Source organism: Pandoraea sp. ISTKB, from assembly GCF_001721285.1.
In the GTDB taxonomy this organism is placed as follows: Bacteria; Pseudomonadota; Gammaproteobacteria; order Burkholderiales; family Burkholderiaceae; genus Pandoraea; species Pandoraea capi.
Genome location: NZ_MAOS01000033.1, coordinates 1 through 25,973, shown reverse-complemented (window position 1 = coordinate 25,973; position 25,973 = coordinate 1). Strand labels below are relative to the sequence as shown.

Genomic DNA, 25,973 nt, shown 5'->3' with positions numbered 1-25,973 from the left:
AGGGCGGCGCTTCGATCCCACGCAAAGTACAAAGAGCCATAGAGGACGACACACGCATGACGCACGACAACTGTATCTTCTGCAAAATCGTCGCCGGGCAGATCCCGAGCGCTCAGGTCTACGCCGACGACGATGTCGTGGTGTTCAAGGACATCAATCCGGCGGCGGACCTGCATTTGCTGATGGTGCCGCGCAAGCACATCGCGACGTTGCAGGACTGCCAGCCGGAAGATCAGGCGCTGCTGGGCAAGATGATGCTGCTCGCGCCGAAGCTGGCGGCGGAGCAGGGATATCGCTTCGACGGCGATGCGTCGAACATCGAGGGCAACGGGTTTCGCGTCGTGATGAACACCGGGCCCGGCGGCGGCCAGGAGGTTTATCATCTCCACATGCATATCCTGGCCGGACCGCGGCCGTGGAAGCGCATGTAAGCGCGTATAAAAGACGGGTTTTCCGGGAATAACGTGACATCTTGCCGCGTTATATGCCGGGAACGTGCAACGCTCCCGCATCGGGAAAGGTTTCACGAAACATTTATTTCTACCCGGCGCCGTGCCCGGTTACGATGCTGGACGTGACGTGTGATGTGCCACAATGGGGCACGTAATCGCGAAACACGGGGCAAACACAGCGCCACTGCGTGGCAGGCCATGAGGTCGTCAGCAGTCGCGCTCGATAAAACCTCGCCGCGAAGCGGCAGAGGTCAGCAAACGCAAGGAGAGTGGTCATGGGTTCGTTGAGTATTTGGCACTGGCTGATCGTGCTGGTGATCGTGATGATGGTTTTCGGCACCAAGAAGCTGCGTAACATCGGCAGCGACCTCGGTGGCGCAGTCAAGGGCTTCAAGGATGGCATGAAGGAAGGCGAAGGCGCCCCCGGTGCCAAGGAAGACCCGGCGGCTGCCAAGGAACTGCGCGATTCGACCACCATCGACGTGCAGGCCAAGGACGCGAGCAATCACAAGCAAGGCTAAGCCGGCGTCGACATGATCGATCTCGGTCTTTCCAAACTGATGTTGATCGGCGTGGTTGCGCTGGTCGTGATCGGTCCTGAGCGTCTGCCCAAGGTCGCTCGTACGGCGGGCGCGCTCTTCGGGCGCGCGCAACGCTACATCAACGACGTGAAGGCGGAAGTGAGCCGCGAGATGGAACTCGACGAGTTGCGCAACATGCGCACCCAGTTCGAGGACGCGGCCCGCAGCGCTCAAAACACCGTTCAGAAGCAGTTGCATGAGCAGGAGGCGTCGCTTAACGATGCCTGGGCAAGTGCGACCGGCACGTCCTCCGGCGAAATCGCCGGTGGCGGCACCGATGCGGCGACCGGGTATTCCGACAGCTATCTCGCCGAACCGGTGGTGACGTCGAGCATTCGCGCGTCGACCAAGCGCCGCAACTGGCGCGTGCGCCGGGCTGCTACGCCCATCTGGTTCAAGCAGGCGAGCACTACGCGTACGCGCGTACAGTCGGGGGCGGCACGCGTGGCGCGTCATACACCGGCCAAGCTGCGCCGGCCCGTCAAGTTCTTCTGAGGGATCACGAGGCCTTCCGAGACCTGCCGAGAGCCCCGCGAGCTTCCGAGTTAAACCGCCCGAACTTCCCGCCATCTGGCCCTGTGCCGGCTTCATTCCTGGATAAGTCGACGTGAGCGACGAGAAACAAATCCCCGACGGGGGCGCCGAAGAGACCTTCATCTCGCACCTGATCGAGCTGCGCAACCGCATCATTCGTGCGGGTACGGCGGTGATCGTGGTGTTCCTTTCGCTGGTCTACTGGGCACCGGACATCTTCCGGCTGCTTGCCCGTCCGCTCACGCAGTCGCTGCCGGCCGACGGCAAGCTGATCGTCACCGACATCACCGGTTCGTTCTTCGTCCCGATGAAGGTCACGCTGATGGTCGCGTTCGTGATCGCGCTGCCGATCGTGCTGTATCAGATCTGGGCGTTCATCGCGCCGGGCCTGTATCAGCATGAGAAGAAGCTGGTGATGCCGCTGGTCGTGAGCAGCTACACGCTGTTTCTGATCGGCATGGCGTTCGCGTACTTCCTCGTCTTCCCGACGGTGTTCCACTTCATCGCGCATTACAACCAGCCGTTGGGCGCGGAGATGAACACCGATATCGACAATTACCTGAGTTTTGTCCTCACGATGTTCATGGCGTTCGGCGTCACGTTCGAGGTGCCGGTGGTCGTCGTGGTGCTCGCGCGCATGGGCGTGGTGAGTATCGAAAAGCTCAAGCAGATTCGCCCGTACGTGGTGGTCGGGGCGTTCGTGCTCGCGGCCGTGGTGACGCCGCCGGACATCCTCTCGCAACTGTTGCTCGCTGTGCCGCTGTGTATCCTTTACGAACTCGGCCTGATTGCTGCCCGTTTGTTCGTCAAGCAAGGACAGCAGCCGCAGAGCGGTGAGAAGAGCGATAGCGAAGGGAACGGGGAAGCTACGTCGTAATCGTCCGATCGGACGGTAGTGCAGCAGGGCAGTTTCCCAACCAGCATCGACACAAAAAGCACGGGTATCGCCCCGTGCTTTTTTGTTGTCCGCAGATACTGACGCACGACGCACGACGCACAGCTCCGGGCGCCTGTCACCGGCGTGCCGATTCGTGGATGGCGGTCGGCAGTCGTTCGGCAAAGACGTCACGGCACGCGTCCACGGGCGTTCAAACGAAAACGGCCGCGCCGAAGCGCAGCCGTTTAGTCTTTCAGCGGGGCAGTCGCCCCGACGCCGGACATCGGTCCGGGCGTCGCGCCGATCAGTCGGCGTTGTTTTCGTCGCTGCCGTCGTCGTCGTCTTGTACCGCGCGCTTGGGCGGGGGCGGACGCTTGCCGATCGTCACCGTCAGGTCCAGCTCCTTCTTCTTGCGCGTGACATGCAGCTTGGCCTGCGCGCCCGGCTTGATCTGGGCGATGACGTTGAGCAGTTCGGTCGTGTCGCGAATCGACTCGTCGTTCACCTTCGTCAGGATATCGCCCGGCTGAACGCCCGCCTTGTCGGCCGGGCCGCCTTGCACGACACCCGCGATGATGACGCCCGAATCCTGCTGAAGCCCGAACGACTCGGCGATATCGGACGTGATGTCCTGCGGCTCGACCCCGACCCAGCCGCGCGTGACGCCGCCGGTCGTGATGATGCTTTCGAGCACCGAGCGGGCCGTCGACACGGGAATCGCGAAGCCAATGCCCATATTGCCGCCGCTACGCGAGTAAATGGCCGTGTTGATACCCAGCAGGTTGCCGTTCACGTCCACCAGCGCACCGCCCGAATTGCCGGGGTTGATCGCGGCATCCGTCTGAATGAAGTTCTCGAACGTGCTGATGTCGAGGTGATTACGCCCCAGCGCGCTGATGATGCCCATCGTGACTGTCTGACCGACGCCGAACGGGTTGCCGATGGCGAGCACTACATCGCCGACGCGCACCTGATCCATTCTGCCGAGCGTGATGGCGGGCAGGTTGTCGAGCGTGATCTTGAGCACGGCCAGATCGGTCTCGGGGTCGCTGCCGACCAGCTTGGCGCGGGCCTTGCGACCGTCGGCGAGGGCGACTTCGATCTCGTCGGCGCCGTCCACCACGTGGTGATTCGTGAGAATATAGCCCTCGCTGCTCACGATCACGCCGGAACCGAGACTCGACACCGGGTCCTGACGCACCGTGCCGCCGCCGTCGCCGAAGAAATAGCGGAACAGCGGATCATCGAGGCGCGGATCGCGATTCTGCTTTTGTTCCTTGCTGGAAAAAATGCTGACGACCGCAGGCATGGCCTTTTGCGCGCCGTCGGCGTACGAGCCGGTCGCCGGCTTGTCGGACAGGCTTGGTGCGACTTCCTGCAAGGCGATGATCGGATTGGCCAGTTGCTTGCCGAACGAACCCTGGCGTTGCAGCCACTGAGGCTTGAGAGTGGCGATGATGAAGAGCAACGCAAGCAGCACGGTGACCGCTTGCGCGAACAGTAGCCAGAAGCGTCTGAGCATGAAAGAGCGAGACCTTATATGAATCGTGTTGAACTCGAATTGTATCTGAACGATACCCTGCAAATCGCGCAATTTCGCGATTACTGCCCCAACGGCCTACAGGTCGAAGGGCGCGACCAGATCCAGAAGATCGCCACCGGTGTGACCGCCAGTCTGGCCTTTCTCGAGGCCGCGCGCGACTGGGGTGCCGATGCCGTCCTCGTTCATCACGGTTATTTCTGGAAGAACGAAGATGCCCGCATTACCGGGATGAAACGCAAGCGTCTCGGGCTGCTGATCGGTCACGACATCAACCTGTTCGCTTTCCACCTGCCGCTCGACGCGCATCCCGAACTGGGCAATAACGCACAACTCGGTAAATTGCTGGGGTTTGCCGATGATGGCGGCCGCTTTGGCCCCGATCAACTCGGATGGCTCGGCACGCCGGCGCGACCGACGACGCTGGCGGCCCTTGCCGCTCACGTCGACCAGCAATTGGGACGCAAGCCGCTGATGCTGGGCGATCCGGGGCGCGAAATTCGCCGTGTGGCGTGGTGCACCGGCGGGGCGCAAGGCTTCTTCGAAGCGGCGATTGCTGCCGGGGCGGACGTGTATATCAGCGGTGAAGTGTCCGAGCCGACGCAACATCTCGCGCTGGAGAGCGGCGTGGGATATCTCGCGGCGGGCCATCACGCGACCGAGCGCGGCGGCGCCAGGGCCGTTGGCGAGCACCTGGCCGGGCGGTTCGGCCTCGAACATCGCTTCTTCGATATGCCGAACCCGGCCTGACAGCGCCGCTCGCCGCAGAGGTAGCCCCGCGAGTGATCTGCAGAGACTTCTGGCGGGAGCCGACGGCAAGGGCGGCCAGCATGCCGCCGACCGTCCCCATGCGACGCCTGATGCCCGAGCTTTACCCGTTCTGCTTCTTGAGGCTGTCGCGGATTTCGCGCAGCAGAACGATGTCTTCCGGCGTCGGGGCCGGGGCGGCCGCGGCTTCCGGCGCCGGGCGCTTGAGGCGGTTGATCTGCTTGACCATCAGGAAGATGATGAACGCCAGAATCAGGAAGTTCAGGGCCACGGTGATGAAGTTGCCGTACCCGAATACCGCCACGCCGGCTTTGGTGAGGTCGGCGTAAGACGTCGGATTCCCCTTGAAGTCCGGCGGGATCGCGCCCAGCAGGATGAACTTGCTGGAGAAGTCCAGCCCGCCGAAGATCGCACCGACGATCGGCATGATCAGGTCCTTGACCACCGAATCGACGATCTTGCCGAACGCGCCGCCGATGATCACACCGACGGCCAGGTCGACCACGTTGCCCTTGACGGCAAATTCCTTGAATTCCGACATGAAGCTCATGCCATTCCTCCGCTGTTTTTGATGAATGGCCGGGGGGAGCATCGCTGCACCAGCCATCACGAATTGGCATTGATTTGACCGGTAATCTCATGCGGGTCTCGGGATGACGGCATCGCCGACGTCGATCAAAACGTCCATCAATGTCACGCGATTGCCACAGGCCACGCACGATGTCACCGGGGCGAGACAAGGAAAATGATGACTAAATGTCGTGCACGCGTCAACGAAAGCGGCGATCATAGCGGTTCTCGTGCAGCATCCCAGAAGCGAAACCCCGGGTGGGCGGTAGCCACCCGCAGGGTACGTTAATCCTTTGAAAATACGCGAAAACCACTAGGAGACTGGGGCGTTTTGCCGTTGTTTCAGGCATTTACGCTCGCGTATGATTTAAGGTTGACGGAAATACAAATTCAACCGTGTGGGGCTTGTGATGAGTGACAATCAAGAAAAGGCCGTCGACAGTAGCCGCCGGAATCTGTTGATTGCAACGTCCGTAGCTGGAGGCGTGGGCGGCGTTGCAACGTTGGTTCCTTTCGTCAGTTCCCTCGAACCCTCGGAGCGCGCCAAGGCTGGCGGAGCACCCGTCGAAGCCGATATCAGCGGCCTGAAGCCCGGCGAGAAGATGACCGTGGCCTGGCGGGGACTTCCCGTCTGGATCGTGCGTCGTACCCCGGACGAAATGGCTTCGCTGTCCAAAGTGACGGCTGAGCTGGCCGATCCGGACTCCAAGGAAACCTTCAGCTTCCCGATGCCCGAGTACGCGAAGAACGAATTTCGCACGCGGATCGAGCATAAGGACCTGCTGGTGGTCATCGGCGTTTGCACCCATCTGGGCTGCATCCCCTCCGGCCCTTATCAGGCAAAGACCATCCCTGCGCTGGGCAACGATCCCGGTTTCCTCTGCCCGTGCCACGGCTCGACCTACGACATGTCCGGGCGCGTCTACAAAAACAAGCCGGCGCCAAAGAATCTCGACGTTCCTCGTTTCATGTTCGTGAACGACACCAAGATCGTGATCGGTAAAGACGAAAAAGGAGAAGCGTAATCATGGCCGCCGACAAACAGGTCGACACGACGGGCTTGCTGGGCTGGATCGATCGCCGGTTTCCGCTCACACAGCTCTGGAAGGACCACGCGTCCGAGTATTACGCCCCCAAGAACTTCAATTTCTGGTACTTCTTCGGCTCGCTGGCCATGCTGGTGCTGGTGATCCAGATCCTCACTGGCATCTTTCTGGTGATGAACTACAAGCCCGACGCCAACCTCGCGTTCGCGTCGGTCGAGTACATCATGCGCGAAGTCCCGTGGGGCTGGCTGATCCGTTACATGCACTCGACGGGCGCCTCGATGTTCTTCGTTGTGGTGTATCTGCACATGTTCCGGGGGTTGCTGTACGGGTCGTACCGCAAGCCGCGCGAGCTGGTGTGGGTGTTCGGCTGTCTGATCTTCCTGTGCCTGATGGCAGAAGCGTTCATGGGCTATCTGCTGCCGTGGGGCCAGATGTCGTACTGGGGCGCGCAGGTGATCGTGAACCTGTTCTCGGCCATCCCGTTCATCGGCCCGGACCTGTCGCTGTGGATTCGCGGCGACTACGTCGTCTCCGACGCCACGCTCAACCGCTTCTTCGCGTTCCACGTGATCGCGATCCCGCTGGTGCTCATCGGGCTGATCGTTGCGCACATCATCGCGCTGCACGAAGTCGGCTCGAATAACCCGGACGGCATCGAGATCAAGGACAAGAAGGACGCCAACGGCCGCCCGCTCGACGGCATTCCGTTCCACCCGTATTACACGGTGCACGACATCATGGGCGTGGGCGTGTTCCTGATGGTGTTCTCGGCCATCGTGTTCTTCGCGCCGACGATGGGGGGGTACTTCCTCGAAGCCAACAACTTCATCCCGTCCGACCCGCTCAAGACCCCACCGCACATCGCTCCGGTGTGGTATTTCACGCCGTTCTACTCGATGCTGCGGGCCACGACGGACGATTTCAAGCATCTGCTGATGGGTATCGCCGTGCTCGTGACGGCGGTCTGGTGGATCAAGGGGCGCGCGGCCGTGACGACCAAAGTGGCGGCGTCCGGCGGTGTGGTCCTGTTGCTGGTGTTCATGTTCCTGACGGAAGCCAAGTTCTGGGGCGTGGTGGTGATGGGCGGCGCCGTGGTGACGCTGTTCTTCCTGCCGTGGCTGGACCATAGCCCGGTGAAGTCGATCCGTTATCGTCCGGGCTTCCACAAGGTGTTGCTGGGTATTCTCGTCGTCATTTTCGCGGTGCTGGGCTATCTGGGGATCCAGGAGCCGACGCCCGTGAAGACCGCCATCTCGCAGGTCGGCGCGCTGTACTACTTCGGATTCTTCTGGCTGATGCCGCTGTGGAGCAAGCGCGGCACCTTCAAGCCGGTGCCGGAGCGCGTGACCTTCGCGGCGCATTGAGCGCACTCAAACGACGACTAGGGATATCAAGATGAGAAAACTGTTGCTTATCCTGGCGCTCCTGAGTGGCTTCACGGCGCCGGCCATGGCTGAAGAAGGTGGGGCGCTGGACACTGCGCCCAATCGCATCGACGATCTGGCATCGCTGCAAAGGGGCGCCAAGCTGTTCGTGAATTACTGCCTGAACTGCCACTCGGCGGCGTCGATGCGGTATTCGCGTCTCAAGGATCTGGGGCTTTCGGAAGCGGAGATCAAGAACAATCTCCTTTTTACGACGGACAAGATCGGTGAAACGATGACCGTGGCCATGCGCGCGGCGGACGCCAAGGACTGGTTTGGTTCGGCGCCGCCGGACCTGTCGGTCGAGGCCCGGGCACGCGGCACGGACTGGCTGTACACCTACTTGCGTACCTTCTACCGGGACGATTCCCGTCCGACGGGCTGGAACAACCTGGCGTTTCCCAATGTGGGCATGCCGAACCCGTTCTGGCAGTTGCAGGGACAGCGGGGTTTGAAGCACGCGGAGGGCGCGGAGCATGGTCCGGCGCAGTTCGTCCAGATCACTCAAGGGACGATGAAACCAGTGGAATTTGATTCTGCTATGGCGGATTTGGTATCTTATCTGGATTGGATGTCGGAACCGGCGCAGCGAACGCGCCGGCAGTTGGGTGTCTGGGTTCTGTTGTTCCTGGGACTCTTTACGGTACTTGCCTGGCGCCTGAATTCGGCCTATTGGAAGGACGTGAAGTAAAATAACGTCTGTACGACGGGGCCAGGGTTTGGGAAGCGTCGGTTTCCCGCCCCGGCCCCGTTGGTTTTTAAGGAAGACGCGCTATGATGGTTTTGTACTCGGGCACGACGTGCCCCTTCTCCCAGCGTTGCCGGCTGGTTCTGTTCGAAAAGGGCATGGATTTCGAAATCCGTGACGTCGATCTGTTCAACAAGCCGGAAGACATTGCGGTGATGAACCCGTACGGTCAGGTGCCGATCCTTGTGGAGCGCGACCTGATTCTGTACGAATCGAACATCATCAATGAGTACATTGACGAACGTTTCCCGCATCCGCAACTGATGCCGGCCGATCCGGTGCAGCGTGCGCGTGCGCGCCTGTTCCTGTTCAACTTCGAGAAAGAGCTGTTCGTGCATGTGAGCGCGCTCGAGAACGAGAAGGGCAAGGCAGCGGAGAAGAATCACGAGAAGGCACGTCAATCGATTCGCGATCGTCTGACGCAGTTGGCGCCGATTTTCGTGAAGAACAAGTACATGCTGGGTGAAGAGTTCTCGATGCTCGACGTGGCGATTGCACCGCTGCTGTGGCGTCTGGATCACTATGGCATCGAGTTGTCGAAGAATGCTGCGCCGTTGATGAAGTATGCCGAGCGGATTTTCAGCCGTCCGGCGTACATTGAAGCACTGACGCCGTCCGAAAAGGTCATGCGTCGTTAATGCGTTGATTTGCCCGCTGGCGATGCCGGTCTGTCGAGTGAGACGGACGGGTTTCGCGGCGGGATACGTTGGTTATATGCCTGAAACGTCTACCAAGCCTTATTTACTGCGCGCGCTGTACGAGTGGTGTACCGACAATGGTTACACGCCGTATCTGGCCGTGCATGTCGATGCCAAAACGCGGGTGCCGCGCGAGTTTGTGAAAGATGGCGAGATCGTGCTGAACATCAGCTTCGACGCCACGAGCGGTTTGCAGATGGGCAACGACTGGATCGAATTCAGCGCTCGCTTCGGCGGTATCTCACAGAAGGTGGAAGTGCAGGTGCCGAACGTGCTGGCGATTTATGCTCGTGAGAACGGCCAGGGGATGGCCTTCCCGGTCGACAAGCAGGCAAGTGCGGACGAAAGTCCGGAGCTGGAAGCGGTACCGCCGGTGCAGGAGTTGGCCGAGGACGATCCGGATCCGACGCGCCCGGGCGGCAATAGCCCGGCTGGCGGCAACGCCGGACGCGCACATCTGAAGGTGGTGAAGTAATTCGCGTCGCCGGTCCGCCGGCGTGATGCTTTTTTCGGCATCGCACGGCACGACAGCAAAAGCGAACGATTTTGCACCGACAGGTAGTCGCAGTGACCGGTGAATCGGTTACAATACACGACTTCGCCGGCTTAGCTCATCTGGTAGAGCAGTTGATTTGTAATCATCAGGTGGCGGGTTCGAGTCCTGCAGCCGGCACCAAATACAGCAAGGGGTTACGAGATTTCTCGTAACCCCTTTGCGTTTCTAAAATCACGAACGCGTTTCCAATCTGGTCCCCAGCGATGGCCTTTCAAGCCGTTGCCGCGCGAGTCGTGAATCACCATGCCCCTGCGAGGCCGTCGAGCTGACGACAGGGTGCCGGTCGCGAGCACTTCGTCACCATCACTGAACGCGGCACGAAGAACGTCGCGGAGCGTCACGCGTTCCACGTCTTTGTCGGCCCGTTGCTGGCGCCCAACGGCGTCGTGGTTCCAATAGCTCGGTCGCTGCGCAATCCAGCTCGCGCGGTGAACGTCGACGCCTTCGTGATCTTGCGAGCCCACAACACACGCGGAAATCTACCCCCCTTTCAAGAATGGGCCTAATCCCATATTCGCCGCGGAGCAGTTTTGATACTGTTATGGCCGTAAATTGCGTAGATGTTTCCAGGGCACACGTGTGCCGAATGCTATGCAACTGCGGGGAATTAACGGGAAAAGGCCAGCATTCTGCATGTAAAAAATTGCCGCAGATGTCATTGAATCTCATCCTTGATTGATGCGCGATGCAGATCGGCGACGCATGTTTGCGAAACCAAAAGTTTTCAGGAATCCTGAATTAAAGCGTTTGCTATGAAAGTGAAATTGACTGCGGAGATATTTGGAACCTTCTGGCTCGTGTTCGGCGGCTGCGGTAGTGCAGTGCTTGCGGCAGGTTTTCCGAATCTTGGTATCGGCTTTGCCGGTGTTGCACTAGCTTTTGGTCTAACCGTGCTGACGATGGCATATGCCGTTGGCGGTATCTCCGGCGGGCATTTCAACCCGGCAGTTACGCTGGGCATAGCGGCCGCAGGACGAATGTCCTGGCGCGATGTTCTCCCGTATTGGGCCGCACAGGTGATCGGCGGCGTGGCAGCCGCCGCACTGCTTTACGTCATCGCCAGCGACGCCCCCGGTTTTGAGCCCGGTGGATTTGCGTCCAACGGTTATGGCGATTTGTCGCCGGGGAACTACGGGCTGTTATCGGCGGCGCTGATCGAAATCACGCTAACCGCTGGCTTCCTCATTGTGATTCTTGGGTCGACGCATAAGCTCGCGCCTGTTGGGTGTGGTCCACTGGCCATCGGCCTGGCGCTTACGTTGATTCACCTGATCTCGATCCCTGTGACCAACACATCGGTCAATCCGGCGCGCTCGACAGCAGTCGCTCTTTTTGCCCAGACCGACGCCCTCGGTCAGCTTTGGCTTTTTTGGGTGGCGCCGCTCATCGGCGGCGCGTTGGGCGCAATAATCTGGCGTTTCCTGATGAAACGGCAGGAGTCCTGAGCTAGTGTGACTGGCTTTTCAGTCACACGTTTTCCTGCCAAAACTGCTCCAGTCGCTTCGCGTCAGCGGCTTCCGTTTCGCCAAAATGCTGACGCCGGTTGTAGATCGCCTGCTAGCTGACCCCCATCCCTTCTCGCCACCTCGGCGACCAGCGCCTCGTCCACTCACACGGGGTCTCGCACATTTGTGCTTCTTTATGGCTTCCTTTCTCCATCGGAAGCCATTCCCTCAAGCTTCGAGCGATCTAAAACTTCCAGGCGAGTCATGCTCGCTTGACGAGTCACAAACCACCTAAAGCTGCGAAGCGGAAGATACCTTCAGTATTACTGAATGGTATTGCCGACGATGCCGCGGCCGTGCTTTTTAAGTCAGCTCGAAACCAGCGACGAATAAATTAACAAAAAAATCACGTCGCAACCCTAAAGAAATCACAATCTGCATCCGTAATGCTCTCTCTGGGCCGGTTCTCACTGGCTAGGAATCCGACGGGCGCGGCACTTTGCGCAAAGCTGGCACAACACGATAGCCGGCGCGTGATGGGCTGTTCGGGGAACGTCAACGAAGTGGCGATGCGCCGCATTCGTGACGGCCGTCTGATGTTGTGAGCAGTAAAACAACTAGAAAACGAAAGATCAGATGCCTTGGCAATCAACGCGCGAAGTCTCGTCGTTGGCCGGCGAGATTGACGGGCACACCACACGCAGTTCGGGGATTCGGCGGTTTCAGCAGTTTCGAAGCGCAACTAGGTTCGGCCTGGCGACGATGTTCGTCGCGGCCGCGCATTGTCACGCCGCTGGCATCGTCCCGGATGGTGGCACGGCGACCTCCGTCACCGTCGGTCCCGATGGCCGCCAGAACGTCGCCATCGCACCCCCTGTCTATGGGGTGTCGCACAACACCTACACCAGTTTTAACGTCGATCGCGCCGGTGCGACGCTGAACAACACGGGCGTCAACGCGCGAACCATCGTCAACGAAGTGACGGGTACGTCGCCGAGCCTGATTCAGGGGCAGATCGCCGTGACCGGGCCGCGCGCCAACGTCGTGCTCGCGAACCCGAACGGCATCACCGTCAACGGCGGATCGTTCGTCAACACCGGCCACGTTGCGCTGAGCACCGGGCAGGTGTCGTTCAGCGACGTGCTCGTCGCCCCCGGCCTCTACCAGCGCAACGTCGTGCTCAACACCAGCCAGGGCACCATCGAGGTGACGGGCGGCGGTCTCGCGGGCACGCTCATCGGGCTGGAACTCATCGCCAAGACCGTCAAGGTCAGCGCGCCCATTACCAACGACTTCTCGTCCCCCACGGCCTACGTGCGCGTGATCGCCGGTAGCAGCAAGGTCTCGCTCAACACCAGCTTTTCGCCGGACGACAACAACAACGACTGGGTCTCGCTCGCCAACAACCAGCAAGCGAATCCCAACGCCATCGCGCTCGACGTGGAGCCGAACGGCAGCATCACCTCGGGCCGTATCCAGTTGCTGACGACCGACCTCGGCGCGGGCGTGCGTCATGCCGGGGCGCTGATGGCGAACGCCGGTGACTTCACCTTGACGTCGGCGGGCGACGTGATGCTGGCGCCATCGAGCAAGATCAATGTCGCGAACAACCTGTCGTGGCAGTCGCTGGGACAGACGACCCTGAGCGGTGCGTCGATACTCGCCGGTGGCTCGATCAACCTGTCGAGCCACGGCGTATTCATCGCCAATGCCGGTGCGATTCAGTCGACGCTGGTCTCGTCGCGTAGCGGCATCGTGATCAACAGTCAGGGCGATGTCACGAACGTCAGTAGTCTGATCCAGGGCGTGGCGCGCGACGCCGCGTTGACGTCGTCAGCGGGCGCGATCACGCTGGACGCGACCGGCAGCATCACCAACACATCGGACCCAAGCAATCCGGGCGGCGCGTTCGGCGTCATTTTCGGTGTGAACGACGATGTCGTGATGCGCGCCGCAGGCAACATCGTCAACCTGAATGCGCGCATCGAATCGAACCAATCGGTATCGATGCAGGCGCAGGGCGATCTCAGCAACGTCATCTCCCACATCGAGGGCGCAAACGGCGGCGTCTCGACCGCCTATGCGACCAGCGGGCGACGCTGGCTCCTCTTCTCGACGCGTGACGAAGGCTTCTCCGTCGACTACGGTGCGATTCCGGCACCGGGCCAACTCTCCTACATCATTGCCGACGCGGGCAACGTCACGCTCTCCGGCCGTAACGTCTACAACAACGGCGGCACGGTGCTGACCAACGGCGGCGATATTCGCGTGACGGCCACGAGCGACCTCGTCAATCAGGCCGTCATGGCGGGGCAGGCGTCGTATCAGCGTTCGTGCTTCATTTTCTGCAAGGCAGTGGCGTCGAGCACCACGGCGTCTTACGGCGGGCAGATGCAGGCAGCGGGCAGCATCACCTTGCACGCGGGACAAAGCGCCAGCAACGTCGGCGGCAACGTGATCGCCTGGGGCGGCGACCTGACGGTAGATGCGCCACTCGTCACGGCGCAGGGCTTGCTCGGCTACACGGCCTACAACGGCACACGTGGGCTGAAGGCGTGGTTCGGTAACCACTGGGCCGCCATCTACGCGCAGAACGACGGTGGTCTGTTCTCGGCCGCATCGGGTGAAGTCCTGCTGACAGGGCGGGGCGTCGTCAAAGGCGGCGTGATCACGGGCGCGAAGGGTGTGCGCGCGCCGCAGGGCATCGAGACGGCATACGTGCCGTACCGTGAACCGGCGCGCATTGGTACCCATCTCGGTCTGACGACGTGGTTCGGGCTATGACCTTTATGACCTTGAGAGCGCGTCTCAGCGTACACCCTGCACGCCGTATCGCCGCCACGCTCGCCGTCGTGTGGATGGTGTCCCCGGCATTCGCGCAAACGCCACCGGGTCTGCCGCCCGTGCCTGCACTCCCTCCGGGCATCGTCCCGCAACAGGACCCTGGGCAGCGTCTGCTCGACGAGCAACGCAACCGTGAGTTGCAGCGTGAGCTCGACCGCCAACCGGCGCAGATCGAAGTGGCCCCCGGCGCGGCGTCGCAAGTGCCCGATCTCCCGGCAGACGCCGACGTCGAAACGCTCCCCGATCCGGAGCCAACCTTCCGCATCGACCATATCGTCTTCAAAGGCGATGCCGTCCTCAGTCAATCGCAACTCGATCGCATCGCGGCGCCTTTCCTGCACAAATCGCTTGGTCGGCGCCGCATCGATCTGCTGCTGCGACGTTTGACGGAAGCCTTCGTGGCCAATGGCCTCATCACCACGCGCGCCTACCTCGCCACGCCGCAAAACCTGTCGTCCGGCACGCTCGCCATCACGCTCGTGGCCGGTCGCATCAGCGGCTTCACGCTGAACGGTGGCGCGCTGCGTCCGACGGGAGACGGCAAACCGGGCGACGGCGGCGGTCTGCTCACGGACGCCGGCACCGCGTGGGCCTTCCCCGCCTCGGTCGGCGATGTCCTCGAACTTCCCGCGCTCGAACAGGGCGTCGATCAGATCAACCGGTTGCGTCGTAATCAGGCGCAGATCCAGATCCTGCCCGGGCAGGCCGCAGGCGAGTCGATCGTCGCGATCCAGAACCCGTTCGGCAGCCGGCTGAACTACAACGTCGGTGTCGACAACTATGGCAGCACGGCAACCGGCCGATGGCGCACCCGTGCCTCGGTGGAAGCCGCCAACGTCATCGGGTTGCAAGAGTCCCTGAGTCTCGCGTACACGGGCACGCGCGACAGCAATGCGCTCGTCGTCTCGGCGGCGGTGCCCTATGGCTACCAGACGTTCAGCTACACGGCGGCGCTCTCCGAATATCAGCAGATCATCGGCGGTACAGCGTTGCTCTATGGCCGCACGCTCAGTCAGATATTCGGATGGAATACCGTGCTCACCCGGTCGTCGAGCGGGCGGCTGAGTCTCGATGCCACGCTGACCAAACTGTCGACCGAGCGTGACGTCAACGACATTCCCCTCTCGCCTCAAGACCTCACGATCCTGCGCGTCGGTGTCTCCGGCCTCTGGCGCTTCACGCGAAATGGCCAGCCCGGCGCGTTGACGGCCTCGCTCGGCATCTCGCAAGGCCTGCCGTGGCTCGACGCCACGCGAGATTTCGACGGCATTCAGAAACAAGACGCCCACGCGCAATTCACCAAGCTGGACGCCAGCACCACCGTCCAGATGCCGCTCGCCCAGCTCGGTCCGACCTACTGGACGTGGCGCACCTCACTCACCGGTCAATACAGCCCCGTAGCGCTCTTCGGCAACGCGCAGATATTCCTCGGTGGCACGGATTCCGTCCGTGGCTTTCTGCAAGGCGGCATCGCCGGAGACAGCGGTTTCTACGTCCGCAATGAGGCGGTGTGGGCCAACGCCCCCGTCTGGCAGGGACTTCGCTGGGAACCGTATCTGTTCCTCGACGGCGGCAAGGCGCATCTGGTGGCCGAAGCCGGCTGGCCGACGCTCGTCGGTGCCGGTGTCGGGGTGCGCGCGCAGTGGCAGTTCCGTGGGCAGACGTTTTCCGGCGAGTTGATGGCCGGACGCGCCCTCGTACAGCCGGCGTCGCTGGGGCCGAAAGGCAGTGTCGTTCTCGTCACGCTCAACTGGGCGGGGTGAATTGGAAGATGCGGACGCGCGGGCGATCGGCTCGCGGTGTCCGTCAACGTTGCGGGAGAGGTCGTCATGAAAGCGAAGTTCAGTCGTGTGTGGGTGGCTGCGGGTGTCTGCGCAGTGTTGAGCGTTGTCACTGGACCGGTGCTGGCCGCGAAATCGGCTGCGGCGCCGTCTTCGGTCAAGTCGGGGAGCAAATCCGCCGGTACCGGCGACAGCCAATCCGAGAACAAGCCGTTGCCGACGGACGCCGTGGCGAGCGTCAACGGTGTCGTGATCTCGAAGGTGTCGGTCGACGCCATGGTCAAGGCCAGCGGCCAGCCCGACAGTCCGCAGTTGCGTGAACTGTTCAAAGGCCAACTGATTGCCAACGAGTTGCTCAAGCAGGCGGCGCAAAAGCAGCACTACGAGACGCGTCCTGAAGTACAAGCCGCCCTCGAAGCGGCGAAGACGATGATCGTCACGCGCGCTTACATGACCGAGCATCTCAACGCCGCGCCGGTCAGCGACGCCGACGTGAAGGCGAAATACGATGCCGTCGTCGCCACGCTGGGTGAGAACGAGTACCACGCGAGCGTGATCGCCGTGCGAGACGCCGTCACGGCACAGACAGTGCTCGACGAACTCAAGAAAGGCACCGACTTCGCGGCATTGGCACGCCAGTACAGCCAGGGCCCGAATGCTGCGCAAGGCGGTCAACTGAACTGGGTCTCGTTCAAGACGCCGATCACCGCAGGCAATACGCAGAACTGGCCGCAGCCGATTGCGGAAGCGCTGGTCAAGCTGCCGAAGGGCGCCGTGTCTGCCGAGCCGCTGAAGATCGGCGACCAGCTCTGGATTCTTCGTGTCGACGACAAGCGCGCCACGCAGATTCCGAAGTTCGAGGAAAGCGCACCGCTGCTGCGCAAGCAGCTTGAGCAGATCGCGATGGAGAAAGCGACTGCGCAAATCATCGGCGATCTCGTCAAGAGCGCGCGCATTCAGCAGTAATCGTTGGCCTTCGGCCGTGAGTCGTGGACCTCGTCGGGGCGCGACTCACAGGCTGCGGGTCGAAAGCTTCGCATCACCGAACGAGTCGCGGGCCGTCCAGGGCCATCGTGAGCGTAGCGGCGAACTGCTGCGTATCGCTTGTGCGCGCGGCGTTGTCGGGCAGCGCATGTCATCGAAAAAACAGGGCACGTCATGAAGGCAACTTCGCGAGAGATCATCGAAGTCGGGAATCACGCACGTCAATCGACCGAGGTCGACGACGGCACGCCGCTGCCCGGTCTCGACGAAAAGCCAGCGATCCGCCTGTGGCAACGCGCCATTGCGGCCAGCGTGGCGCTGACGTTGCTCGTCAGCCCGATTTCGGTGACGTTCGAACTCAGTCAGTCGGCCGCACGCGAACTCGCCGCCAACCGCCCGGGCTTCGATGAGACGGCGTTGACGGTGCTGCGCTCGCTCGCCACATTGCGTGTTCACGTGGGCATGCGTGAGGCAATGGCCGCACCGATTACCGACCCGACGGCCCCCGTCGTCTTCGCGCCGAAGATCACCACGAGCGGTGCGGGTGTGCCGGTCGTCAACATCACTGCGCCGAATGCGGCCGGAATCTCGCTCAACCAGTATCAGAGTTTCAACGTCGACGCGGCTGGCCTGATCCTTAACAACAGCCTGCTCAACGGCACGTCGCTCAACGGCGGCGCGATTGCCGCCAACCCGAACCTGACGGGGCGCACGGCAAGCACCATCGTCAACCAGGTGACGTCGTCGGGCAGCGCTTACGCGAGCGCTTTGAACGGCCCGCTCGAAGTGTTCGGTGCGCCGGCTACCGTCATCATCGCTAACCCGAACGGTATCTCCGTGCGCGGCGCGGGATTCACGAACACGATCGGCGTGACGCTGACGACCGGGACGCCGCAGTTCCTTACCGGCCCCGGTGGCACACCGACCGACTTCACCCATGCCACGGCGCTCGGCTACAACGTCACCAGCGGCCACATTCAGTTGGAAGGCAACGCCGGTGTGAACGGCCCGGGCAGCGGCATCGAAGGCACCGTCGGGAGCATCGATCTGATCGGGCAGACGGTCGGTGTGAATGCGCCGCTGTACGCGGGAACGCGCATCAACGTCATCACCGGCAACCAGCAAGTGCTGACGGGCGCGGTGGACGGCACCGGCACGCGTTACGTCACGGCGTCGAATGGGGCTGCAAACACGGCGCAGGCCGTGCAGAGCGCGCTCGCCAATGGGGGTAATGGGCAGGCCTTCGCCATCGATGCCACGCGCTTCGGCGCCATGACTGCCGGGCAGATTCAGGTGATCGGCACGACGGCCGGACTTGGCGTGCGCATGGCGGGCGATCTGGCGTCGACTGCCGGCGATCTCTCGCTGTCGTCCGGCGGCGACCTGACCGTTGCCAACCACGCGGCGCAGCAGCAGGTGCAGATGACCAGTGGGGGTAACGTCGCGCTCACAGGCACCGGACTCGGCGAGACCGGCTATCGTCTGACGGCGACCGGCGACGTGTCGTCGACGGGATCGCTTCAGTCGGGCAAGACGATGGACCTCCGGGCGGGCGGGAATATGACGCTCGCCAACCTCCAATCCAACGACAGCACGACACTCAACGCGGGTAAGGCGCTCACGCTCAAGGAAGCGCAAGTCGGCGGCGATCTGTCGCTGGCGACGCAGGACGCATCGCTTGGCGATATCCGTCTGACGGGGCCGGTGACGGTAGCCGGCACGCTCGCCGCAAACGCCGCGCGGAGTCTTGTCGTGACGGACAGCACGGGCGCAAACGGCAACGTTACCGTCGTGACCGGCGGTGATTTCCAGATTGCGCAAGGTGCGCGTCTGACAGGGCACAGTGCCGTGTCGACGCAATCCACCGGCGACACGCGTATCGATGGCACGCTGGCCTCTGGCGCGCAGTTGGACATGACGTCAAAGGGCGGCCTCGACGTGCAGGGTGATATCGCATCGACGGGCACCGCGCGATTAAGCGCAGACGGTGCGTTGAACGTCGACGGCACGCTGCTCGGACAGGCGGATGCCGCCCTTCGCGCAGGCACTGACATCACGGGCAAAGGCAAGCTGGCTTTCGGCACGAACGCCGTGCTGCGGGCAGATCGCGACGTCTCGCTGACCGGCGCACTGCTGGCCGGTGTGCTCGACGTCGAAGCGAAGAACAGCCTGTCGCTGAACGACGTGCAGAGCACCGGCACGGCCGCGCTGCGGGCGTTGGGCACGGCTGGCGGCGGTGACATCACGCTGCAAGGCAAAGTGTCGTTCTACAGCGCGGCGGCGCTCGACGCGGCGCGCGACATCCTCATCAACGGTACGACGGCCGGTGGCGACGCGGTGACGCTCAACGCCGCGCGCAACGTTGGCGTCGCAGGCTCGCTGCAAGCGGCGGGCACGACGAAGACGCTGTCGATTACCGCAGGCAATGCCATCACGGTGCCCGGTGCCATCGAAGCGAGCGCGGACCTCAAGGCGAACGCCGGTACGACGCTCGATGTGGCGGGCAGCGCCACGGCAGCGGGCGACGTCAACCTGCAATCCGGCGGCGATACGCGTGTCGCAGGTAACGTGTCCGGCCAACGGCTGGGCACGATCGACGCCGGGGGCAATCTCGACATCACCGGTGGTGCGCACTTCCTCGGCAATACGTCGTTGACGTCCGGTGCGAATGCCACGCTGAGCGGGAAGTTGCAGACGGCGAACCTCGTCGTCACCAGCCGCAACGCGGTCACACTTGGCGACGCCCAGGCGGGCGGCACGCTCGACGTCACGGCTAACGGCCTCGACGGCAGCGGCGATATTCGTGTGGCGGGACCGCTTGCGTCGTTCGGCGTTGCCACGTTGCGCGCGGCGCGCGACATGCTCGTCACTTCGACCGGCAGCATTGCAGCGAACGACAAGCTCAACGTCACCGGTGGGCGCGATCTCCGCATCGACGGCGGGGTGACGGCCGTGGGCGATGTCGCGATGACGGCGTCGTCCGGCAATCTATCGACGACCGCCAATCTGAGCACTAACAGCCAGTTGACGCTGAACGCCGGGCAGACGGTGACGCTGGGCGCGCCGCAGACGAGTGCCATCGGGAATGCATCCGTGACGGCCGGGCAGGACATCGTGCTGAGCGGCGCGCTGGTTGGATTGGCGGGTGTGATGCAGGCTGGGCGAGACCTCGTCGGTGCTGGTGCTTCGGCATTCACCGATACCGCGAAGCTCAGTGCGAATCGCGACGTCAACCTGTCCGGCGTGTTGCAGGGCAATGGCGTGAGCGTGACGGCGGGTAACAGTGCCACCGTGTCGAGCGTTACGTCCAATGGCGCTTTCACGGTATCGGCAAGCGGCAACGCGGGCGGTGGCGATGTCGTGGTGAACGGCACGTCGAACGTGGTCGGTGGTGTGCAGGCGAGCGCGGCGCGCGACGTCACCGTCGCGGGCACGTTGGCGACGGGCGATACGGCGACGCTGACCGGCGCGCGAGACGTCAATGTCACGGGCACGGTGCAGGCCGCTAAAGATATCGTGCTGACGGCGACGCAAGGTAGCGTCAATCAGCAAGGCAAGCTGGGCGTGGGCAACCGGCTTGGCGTGTCGGCGGGAACGGATGTCGTCATGGGCGGCGAGACCGTCGTGTCGGGCGATACGACGCTGACGTCGGGCCGCGACACGATCGTCACCGGCACGATCAACGGGCAGGGCACGGGCCGGATCGACGCCGGTCGCGACGTGAGCGGGGCAGGGACGACATCGTTCACGGGGGCGTTCGATGTGAGCGCCACCCGCGATGTCGCCCATGACGGCTTGCTGCAAGGCGGCGGTCTGACGATCACGGCGGGCAACAACGTCGCCGTCAAGAATGCGGAATCGACGGCCGCATTGACGCTCACCGCCAACGGCCTCGCGGGCGGCGGCGACATCACGATCAATGGCGGCACGGGGGCCTCCGGCGTCTTGTCGTTGAAGGCTGCGCGTGACATCGGCGTCACCGGCACATTGGGCGGTGGCGGCACGACGACGCTCGATGCGCAGCGCGACATCAAGGTGACCGGCGCGATCCAGTCGGTCGGCGACGCACTTCTGACCGCACGCGGCGGCAGCGTGCTCGCCAGCGGTGGCATCAGCGGCGGGGGGAACGTCTCCATCGGTGCCGCGCAGGACGTCGTGCTGGGCGCATCGACGAGCGCCTTGCGCGACATCGCGGTGAACGCAGGTCGCGATCTGCAACTCGGTGCCGTGCTTGTCGGCGTCAACGCCAATCTGACGGCGGGCCGCACACTGCTCGACGCGGGCGATGGCAGTGGCAAGGCCGTCTTCACGGGCACGGCAACGCTCGTCTCCGCCGGCGACACGAAGTTGACGGGCGGCGTACAGGCCAACGGCATCGACGTGACGGCGGGGGGCAATGCCACGCTGAGCGTGCTGAACTCCGCAGCGGGCATCAAGGTGACGACGACCGGCATGGCGGGCGCGCAGGGTGTATTGGGTGGCCCGGGCGACATCGTTTTCAACGGCGCGGTATCGTCGCCGAACGCCTTCTCGGCAACGGCAGCGCGCGACGTGCTGCTGGCCGGCAGCGTGACGTGCGGCGCTGCGTGCGAGCTGATCGCGCAGCGCAATCTCTCCGTCACCGGATCGGCCCTGACGCTGGGCGATCTGTCGTTGCTCACGCGCACGGGCGATCTCACTATTAGCGGCGACATCACCACGGCAGGCGCCTTGCTGGCGATGAGTGGCGGCAAGGCGTCGCTTGGCGGCAAGCTGAACCTCCAGGGCGATTTGCGCGCGTCGGCGGCCAACGACCTGACGCTCGCCGGGCAGACGAGTGTGCAAGGTATTGGCGCATTGCGCGCGGGTAACGACATCAACGGCGATGGCGCGACCGTGTTCGGCGGTGACGTCACGTTGAATGCCGGACGCAATACCGCACTGACGGGCACGTTGTCGGGTAAAAACGTGGACATCCATGCCGCGAACGATGCGGGCTTGCACAACGTGCAGGCGACGCAGTCGCTGACGGTGACGGCGGACGGCACCGCAGGCGGTGGCGACGTGAGGGTGAGCGGCGATGCCGTAGCACTCGGCACCGTGACGATGACCGGCGCGCGCGACGTGTCGGTGACCGGCAAAACCGTTGGCGGTGACAACGTCGCGCTGACCGCTACGTCGGGGGACATTCGTCTTCAGGGCGACAGCGCGTCGGAACGCAACCTCACGTTGACGGCATCGAATGGCGCGATCTCGACGGGCAACGTCGGCGCGCAAGGCGATCTCAACGTCACCGCAGGCAAGTCGCTGACGATGCAGGGCGACACGACGGCGAATGGCCTCGTGCGTCTGACATCGGGCGGCGACATGACGCTGGGCAATGTGCGCGGCGTCGCTGCCGACGTGGCCGACGCGGTGGCCGGTGTGCTGAAGGCAGGCGGCAATCTGAATGCGACCTCGCTGACGTTCGGCAATGGCGGTCTCACCACGACCTCGGGCAAAGCGACGCAAGTCACTGGCGCTGTCGTCGCAGGTAATGCACTGACGATGTCCACGACGGGCGACTTGTCGGTCGGGTCTGTTCAGGCGGGCAAGTCCGCGGCATTGACGGCGGGTGGCACGGGCGATGTCCGGGTGACGGGCGATATCGCCACGGGTAACGGTCTGACCATCGGGGCGGGACGCGACGTCGTCCTGGGCGGTGCGGTAACGGCGGGCGACGGTGTGACCGTCACCGCAGCACGCGACGTGAGCGTGGTCGGTGCGTTGTCGGCGAATCAGGACATCGCACTGACGGCAACCGGGGGCAACCTCACGCTCGCCGGGCCGATCACCGCCATCAAGAACTTCGCGGCAACCGCAGGCGGCGCGCTCGCGCTCGGCAGCGCGCAGACTTCAGGTCAGACCGTTGGCCAGATCAACGGCGACACGACGCTGACCTCGGGCGGCGCGATGACCCTCAACGGGCATCTCATCGGCAAGGGACTGGCGACGCTGCAATCGGGCGGCGATATCGCTGGTACGAACGCGGCGCTCACCTTCGGCAAGGATGTCGCGATCACCTCGGGCGGCAAGCTGACGCTGGGCAGCGTGGATACGGCGGGCGATCTCGGCATCAAGGCGCAAGGCGATGCGTTGTTCGGCGCGCTGACGTCGATGGGCAAGCTAACGCTTTCCAGCACGGCGGGCGGCCTGACGCTTGGCAAGACACTCGTCGGCGGCACACTCGACGCGACGGCAGCGACCTATCTGAGCGCGCTGCAAGGCGTGTCGAGCATGGGCGCCATGACGCTCACCGCACAAACCGGCAATCTGAGTGTGGCGGATGTGTCCGGCAATGACACCGTCACACTGCATGCGGGACAGACGTTGACGATGGGCGGCACCAACACCGTCGTGGGCGACATGACCCTGACGGGCGGCAACGTCGTCATCACTGGCGCGACGACGGCATCCAAGGCCTTCACCGCCATCGCTACCGACTCGCTCGACGCGAGCGGTGGGCAGCTCTTCGTGACGAACGGCGCGAAGCTCGCGGGGGCGCGCGTCGACACGGGCGCAATGATTGTGGGCGGTTCGCTGGACGTCACGGCAACGCAGTGGATCCGCACGCACGGCCTCGCACTGATCAACGGTGCGACGACGTTCGACGCAGGCACCGGCACGTTCACCAACTCGACGGGCGCCTCGGTGCTCAGCGCGGGACCGCTGTCGATTCGCGCGGGCAGCATCGTCAATCGATCGGGTGGACAACTGGCGTCGACGAAGGCGCTTACGTTGAACGCGACGGGCAACATTACCAATGCCGGGTTGATGAATGGCGATACGACGTCCGTGACGGGCGGCGGGGCGTTGACCAACAGCGGCACGTTGCTGGGCGCGAACGGCGTCACGCTGAACGTCGGCGGGTTGAACAACAACGGCGGCATGATTCTGGCGGGTGACGTCACGAGTGCGACGCCCGCGAGCGCGGATCTTGCGCTGACCGTCAACGGGTCGGACACGGTGACGACGGCGGGTGGCGAGCTTGCCGCGACGCGCAACCTTGCCGCGTCGATGCGCGCCGCGACGTTCGACGTGACGGGCGGTGCGCTGCAAGCCGGCGGGACGATGTCGATCACGGCCAACGCCATCAAAAACACCGGGATGTTGCAGTTGGGCGGCGCTAACGTTTCGCTCACGGGGCTGGCGTCGTTCATCAACAGCGGGACGATTCAGGGCAATGGCGCACTGACGCTGTCGAGCAATGGCTGGTTCACCAACATCGGCAGCGTGATCGGCGGCAGCGATGTGACGGTGAACGCGGCGCTCATCAATGGTGCCGGAGCGACGATTCACGCGGACCGCGACCTGTCGTTGACGGGCGATGTCGTCAACAGTGGCGTGATCGAGGCGAACCGCAACCTGAGCGTGACCGGCGGCAACTTCACGAACATCGGTGCGAAGACGCAAGCCGCAGGCGACATCACGTTCAACATGCCGGGCACGCTGAACAACATCGGCGGCACGATCATCGCGGGGAACAACCTGACGGTGAATGCGGGAGCCGTGGTGAACGATCAGGCGGCCGGGTCGGGCGCGGTGACCACCACGACCACGGTGGTGGACCCGAGTCTGATCTGGAGTGCGGTGATCGGCATGCGGAGTTCGATGCTGAGCGAAGGGCCGGGCGGTGGCGAGGGGGACATGAATGTACGGTGGAAGAATGTCTCGTCGACGGCAACGCTCGGCGACCTGCTTTCGCCGACGGGCGTTACGCTGGAAGGCAAGCGGGGAGACATCAATCCGTGGACGGGAGACCTATGTTGGGGGATTGGCGGTCCTAATGCATGTAATGCTGGTACCGCCGAGCCGGTGATGGGGTCCGGCACGTTCTACATGAACAAGCTGCGGGGTAGTCGGATGGTCGGCGACAACGCCGTCGACTACGACTATTGGCAGATGAGCGGTGCGCCGATTCCGGGTGCACAAGCGTCAGTCGCCATTGCATTGCCCACGGTCAATCAGACGTCCACGGTAATGCAAATGGGCGCGGCGGGCGTGATGATCGCGGGCGGCGACATCTCGCTGACGACCGCGAATCTGTCGAATAAAGGCGGGCAGATCGCCGCGGGCCGCAACATGACGCTCAATGTCGGCTCGCTGTCCAATGGTGCGGTATCTCCGACGACGACCAGTAACGTCGTCAACTCGGTGGATCAGGGGCAATACTCGGCGTTTCTGGCACAACTCGCATCGCTTGGCACGATTGAAGTCCCGGCGTATCTGAACCAGAATCTGGGTGATGAGCAGCAGGCGCATCAACTGGTCTCATTCAGTATCGCTACCGGATCGGCTGCGCCGACATCGACGTCGACGATTTCCTGGTCGACGTCGCTTGGTCTGATCACTGCGGCCAACACGCTCAATCTGTACGGCGGCAATCTGGTGAACGAGGGCATGATCTATGCCCAGAACAACGTCAATATTTTCGCGGCGAGCGTTACCAACCAAGGGGGTAATACCCAGCAGTTTTCGTCGCAAGCCGGATGTACTGCGGGCACGAGCAACATCGCCTGTTACCGGGGCAACGACGTTCGCGGGCAGAACCCGAATACGACATCGTTCACCTTCGCGCAGAACAACGCGGCGATCATCGCAGGCAACAACCTGACGATTGCGGCGGGCACGATCAACAACAAGTACGGCGATCTCATCGCGGGTCACGATCTCGTGATCGGCGGTGTCGGCTCGTCTGCCACGGGCACGACGGCGGCGGACTCGCTGACGAACACGTCGGGCAACATCCTCGCGGGCAACAACCTGACGTTGAACGTTGCGGGCGGCATCACCAACACGCTGCCTCCGCCGGTACAGGTGCACGAGAACTACGGCAAGCTCGAAAAGTACTCGGGCTGTATGACGGCGGGCGGCTACAAGGAGAGCTACTGCGAGGCGTACGTCGATCAGCAGTCGGGCAACTCGTCGATCATCGGTGCCGGTAACAATCTGACGATCAACGCGGGGTCGCTGACGAACGTCGGCAGCCTGATCACGGCGGGTCTTAACGCGACGATCAACGTCAGCGGTCCGGTGGTGAACAGCGCGCAGACGCTCAACGCCTACTGGCACTCGCACTGGGTGCAAGAGACGGGGATGTTCGA

17 protein-coding genes, 1 tRNA gene and 1 pseudogene are annotated in these 25,973 nt (G+C 63.0%); 16 read left to right on the top strand and 3 right to left on the bottom strand.

Features of this window, described 5'->3' with window-relative positions; genetic code table 11:
- Positions 1-56: 56 nt before the first annotated feature.
- From A9762_RS12220 to tatC, 4 genes are all read left to right on the top strand, one after another.
- Complete coding sequence (locus tag A9762_RS12220; protein ID WP_069342313.1) at positions 57-431, top strand: histidine triad nucleotide-binding protein; 375 nt, start codon at positions 57-59, stop codon at positions 429-431.
- Between the two features lie 296 nt (positions 432-727).
- A complete protein-coding gene (gene tatA / locus A9762_RS12215) occupies positions 728-973 on the top strand; it encodes a Sec-independent protein translocase subunit TatA (RefSeq protein WP_069342312.1) in 246 nt (81 codons plus the stop codon).
- 12 nt (positions 974-985) lie between these two features.
- Positions 986-1,528 carry a Sec-independent protein translocase protein TatB gene (gene tatB / locus A9762_RS12210; protein WP_069342311.1) on the top strand — a complete coding sequence of 181 codons (543 nt, stop codon included), beginning with the start codon at positions 986-988 and terminating at the stop codon, positions 1,526-1,528.
- Positions 1,529-1,640: 112 nt separating this feature from the next.
- The gene (tatC, locus tag A9762_RS12205) at positions 1,641-2,444 is read left to right on the top strand and encodes a twin-arginine translocase subunit TatC (RefSeq protein ID WP_069342310.1); all 804 of its coding nucleotides are present in this window, start codon (positions 1,641-1,643) and stop codon (positions 2,442-2,444) included.
- A 304-nt stretch (positions 2,445-2,748) separates the two neighbouring features.
- Here the strand turns inward: tatC and A9762_RS12200 are convergent, their stop codons facing one another.
- A complete protein-coding gene (locus A9762_RS12200; RefSeq protein WP_069342309.1) occupies positions 2,749-3,966 on the bottom strand; it encodes a Do family serine endopeptidase in 1,218 nt (405 codons plus the stop codon).
- A gap of 18 nt (positions 3,967-3,984) precedes the next feature.
- Here A9762_RS12200 and A9762_RS12195 point away from each other — a divergent pair, with 18 nt between their 5' ends.
- On the top strand, positions 3,985-4,734 hold the full coding sequence (locus A9762_RS12195; RefSeq protein ID WP_069342308.1) for a Nif3-like dinuclear metal center hexameric protein: 750 nt from the start codon (positions 3,985-3,987) through the stop codon (positions 4,732-4,734).
- Positions 4,735-4,855: 121 nt separating this feature from the next.
- Here A9762_RS12195 and mscL read toward each other — a convergent pair whose 3' ends face one another.
- Positions 4,856-5,302 carry a large conductance mechanosensitive channel protein MscL gene (mscL, locus tag A9762_RS12190; protein ID WP_069342307.1) on the bottom strand — a complete coding sequence of 149 codons (447 nt, stop codon included), beginning with the start codon at positions 5,300-5,302 and terminating at the stop codon, positions 4,856-4,858.
- Between the two features lie 430 nt (positions 5,303-5,732).
- Between mscL and petA the strand changes: the two genes are divergently transcribed.
- From petA to aqpZ, 7 genes are all read left to right on the top strand, one after another.
- Positions 5,733-6,347: a ubiquinol-cytochrome c reductase iron-sulfur subunit gene (petA, locus tag A9762_RS12185; protein ID WP_069342306.1), complete on the top strand. Its 615-nt coding sequence runs from the start codon at positions 5,733-5,735 to the stop codon at positions 6,345-6,347.
- Positions 6,348-6,349: 2 nt separating this feature from the next.
- Positions 6,350-7,735 carry a cytochrome bc complex cytochrome b subunit gene (locus A9762_RS12180; protein ID WP_069342305.1) on the top strand — a complete coding sequence of 462 codons (1,386 nt, stop codon included), beginning with the start codon at positions 6,350-6,352 and terminating at the stop codon, positions 7,733-7,735.
- A 31-nt stretch (positions 7,736-7,766) separates the two neighbouring features.
- Complete coding sequence (locus A9762_RS12175) at positions 7,767-8,486, top strand: cytochrome c1 (RefSeq protein ID WP_069342304.1); 720 nt, start codon at positions 7,767-7,769, stop codon at positions 8,484-8,486.
- Between the two features lie 83 nt (positions 8,487-8,569).
- Entirely contained in the window at positions 8,570-9,181 is a 612-nt protein-coding gene (locus A9762_RS12170; protein ID WP_069342303.1) for a glutathione S-transferase N-terminal domain-containing protein, read from the top strand.
- A 76-nt stretch (positions 9,182-9,257) separates the two neighbouring features.
- Complete coding sequence (locus A9762_RS12165; protein ID WP_069342302.1) at positions 9,258-9,716, top strand: ClpXP protease specificity-enhancing factor; 459 nt, start codon at positions 9,258-9,260, stop codon at positions 9,714-9,716.
- A gap of 125 nt (positions 9,717-9,841) precedes the next feature.
- Positions 9,842-9,917 (top strand) — tRNA-Thr (locus A9762_RS12160).
- A 632-nt stretch (positions 9,918-10,549) separates the two neighbouring features.
- Positions 10,550-11,242, top strand: a complete 693-nt coding sequence (aqpZ, locus tag A9762_RS12155; RefSeq protein ID WP_069342301.1) for an aquaporin Z — start codon at positions 10,550-10,552, stop codon at positions 11,240-11,242.
- A 28-nt stretch (positions 11,243-11,270) separates the two neighbouring features.
- Here the strand turns inward: aqpZ and A9762_RS29435 are convergent.
- Positions 11,271-11,406, bottom strand: a pseudogene (locus A9762_RS29435) (IS3 family transposase); the annotation flags it as partial.
- A gap of 472 nt (positions 11,407-11,878) precedes the next feature.
- Here A9762_RS29435 and A9762_RS12150 point away from each other — a divergent pair.
- The 4 genes from A9762_RS12150 to A9762_RS12135 all read left to right on the top strand — a co-directional run.
- Positions 11,879-14,026, top strand: a complete 2,148-nt coding sequence (locus A9762_RS12150) for a filamentous hemagglutinin N-terminal domain-containing protein (RefSeq protein ID WP_240493532.1) — start codon at positions 11,879-11,881, stop codon at positions 14,024-14,026.
- Positions 14,023-15,849, top strand: a complete 1,827-nt coding sequence (locus A9762_RS12145; protein WP_371442850.1) for a ShlB/FhaC/HecB family hemolysin secretion/activation protein — start codon at positions 14,023-14,025, stop codon at positions 15,847-15,849. The genes A9762_RS12150 and A9762_RS12145 overlap by 4 nt, the downstream gene beginning before the upstream one ends.
- A 66-nt stretch (positions 15,850-15,915) precedes the next feature.
- Entirely contained in the window at positions 15,916-16,833 is a 918-nt protein-coding gene (locus tag A9762_RS12140; protein ID WP_069342298.1) for a peptidyl-prolyl cis-trans isomerase, read from the top strand.
- A 192-nt stretch (positions 16,834-17,025) separates the two neighbouring features.
- Positions 17,026-25,973, top strand: an 8,948-nt coding sequence (locus tag A9762_RS12135) for an S-layer family protein (protein ID WP_069342297.1), incomplete at its 3' end; no start/stop codon positions are given.

What these genes read in the sequence shown, in the direction of transcription:
- A9762_RS12145 (WP_371442850.1), top strand. Translation starts at nt 14,023, where the DNA reads ATGACCTTTATGACCTTGAGAGCGCGTCTCAGCGTACACCCTGCACGC.
- A9762_RS12220 (WP_069342313.1), top strand. Translation starts at nt 57, where the DNA reads ATGACGCACGACAACTGTATCTTCTGCAAAATCGTCGCCGGGCAGATC.
- tatA (WP_069342312.1), top strand. Translation starts at nt 728, where the DNA reads ATGGGTTCGTTGAGTATTTGGCACTGGCTGATCGTGCTGGTGATCGTG.
- A9762_RS12165 (WP_069342302.1), top strand. Translation starts at nt 9,258, where the DNA reads ATGCCTGAAACGTCTACCAAGCCTTATTTACTGCGCGCGCTGTACGAG.
- A9762_RS12170 (WP_069342303.1), top strand. Translation starts at nt 8,570, where the DNA reads ATGATGGTTTTGTACTCGGGCACGACGTGCCCCTTCTCCCAGCGTTGC.
- A9762_RS12195 (WP_069342308.1), top strand. Translation starts at nt 3,985, where the DNA reads ATGAATCGTGTTGAACTCGAATTGTATCTGAACGATACCCTGCAAATC.
- A9762_RS12200 (WP_069342309.1), bottom strand. Translation starts at nt 3,966, where the DNA reads ATGCTCAGACGCTTCTGGCTACTGTTCGCGCAAGCGGTCACCGTGCTG.
- aqpZ (WP_069342301.1), top strand. Translation starts at nt 10,550, where the DNA reads ATGAAAGTGAAATTGACTGCGGAGATATTTGGAACCTTCTGGCTCGTG.
- A9762_RS12180 (WP_069342305.1), top strand. Translation starts at nt 6,350, where the DNA reads ATGGCCGCCGACAAACAGGTCGACACGACGGGCTTGCTGGGCTGGATC.
- A9762_RS12175 (WP_069342304.1), top strand. Translation starts at nt 7,767, where the DNA reads ATGAGAAAACTGTTGCTTATCCTGGCGCTCCTGAGTGGCTTCACGGCG.
- A9762_RS12140 (WP_069342298.1), top strand. Translation starts at nt 15,916, where the DNA reads ATGAAAGCGAAGTTCAGTCGTGTGTGGGTGGCTGCGGGTGTCTGCGCA.
- tatB (WP_069342311.1), top strand. Translation starts at nt 986, where the DNA reads ATGATCGATCTCGGTCTTTCCAAACTGATGTTGATCGGCGTGGTTGCG.
- mscL (WP_069342307.1), bottom strand. Translation starts at nt 5,302, where the DNA reads ATGAGCTTCATGTCGGAATTCAAGGAATTTGCCGTCAAGGGCAACGTG.
- petA (WP_069342306.1), top strand. Translation starts at nt 5,733, where the DNA reads ATGAGTGACAATCAAGAAAAGGCCGTCGACAGTAGCCGCCGGAATCTG.
- A9762_RS12150 (WP_240493532.1), top strand. Translation starts at nt 11,879, where the DNA reads ATGCCTTGGCAATCAACGCGCGAAGTCTCGTCGTTGGCCGGCGAGATT.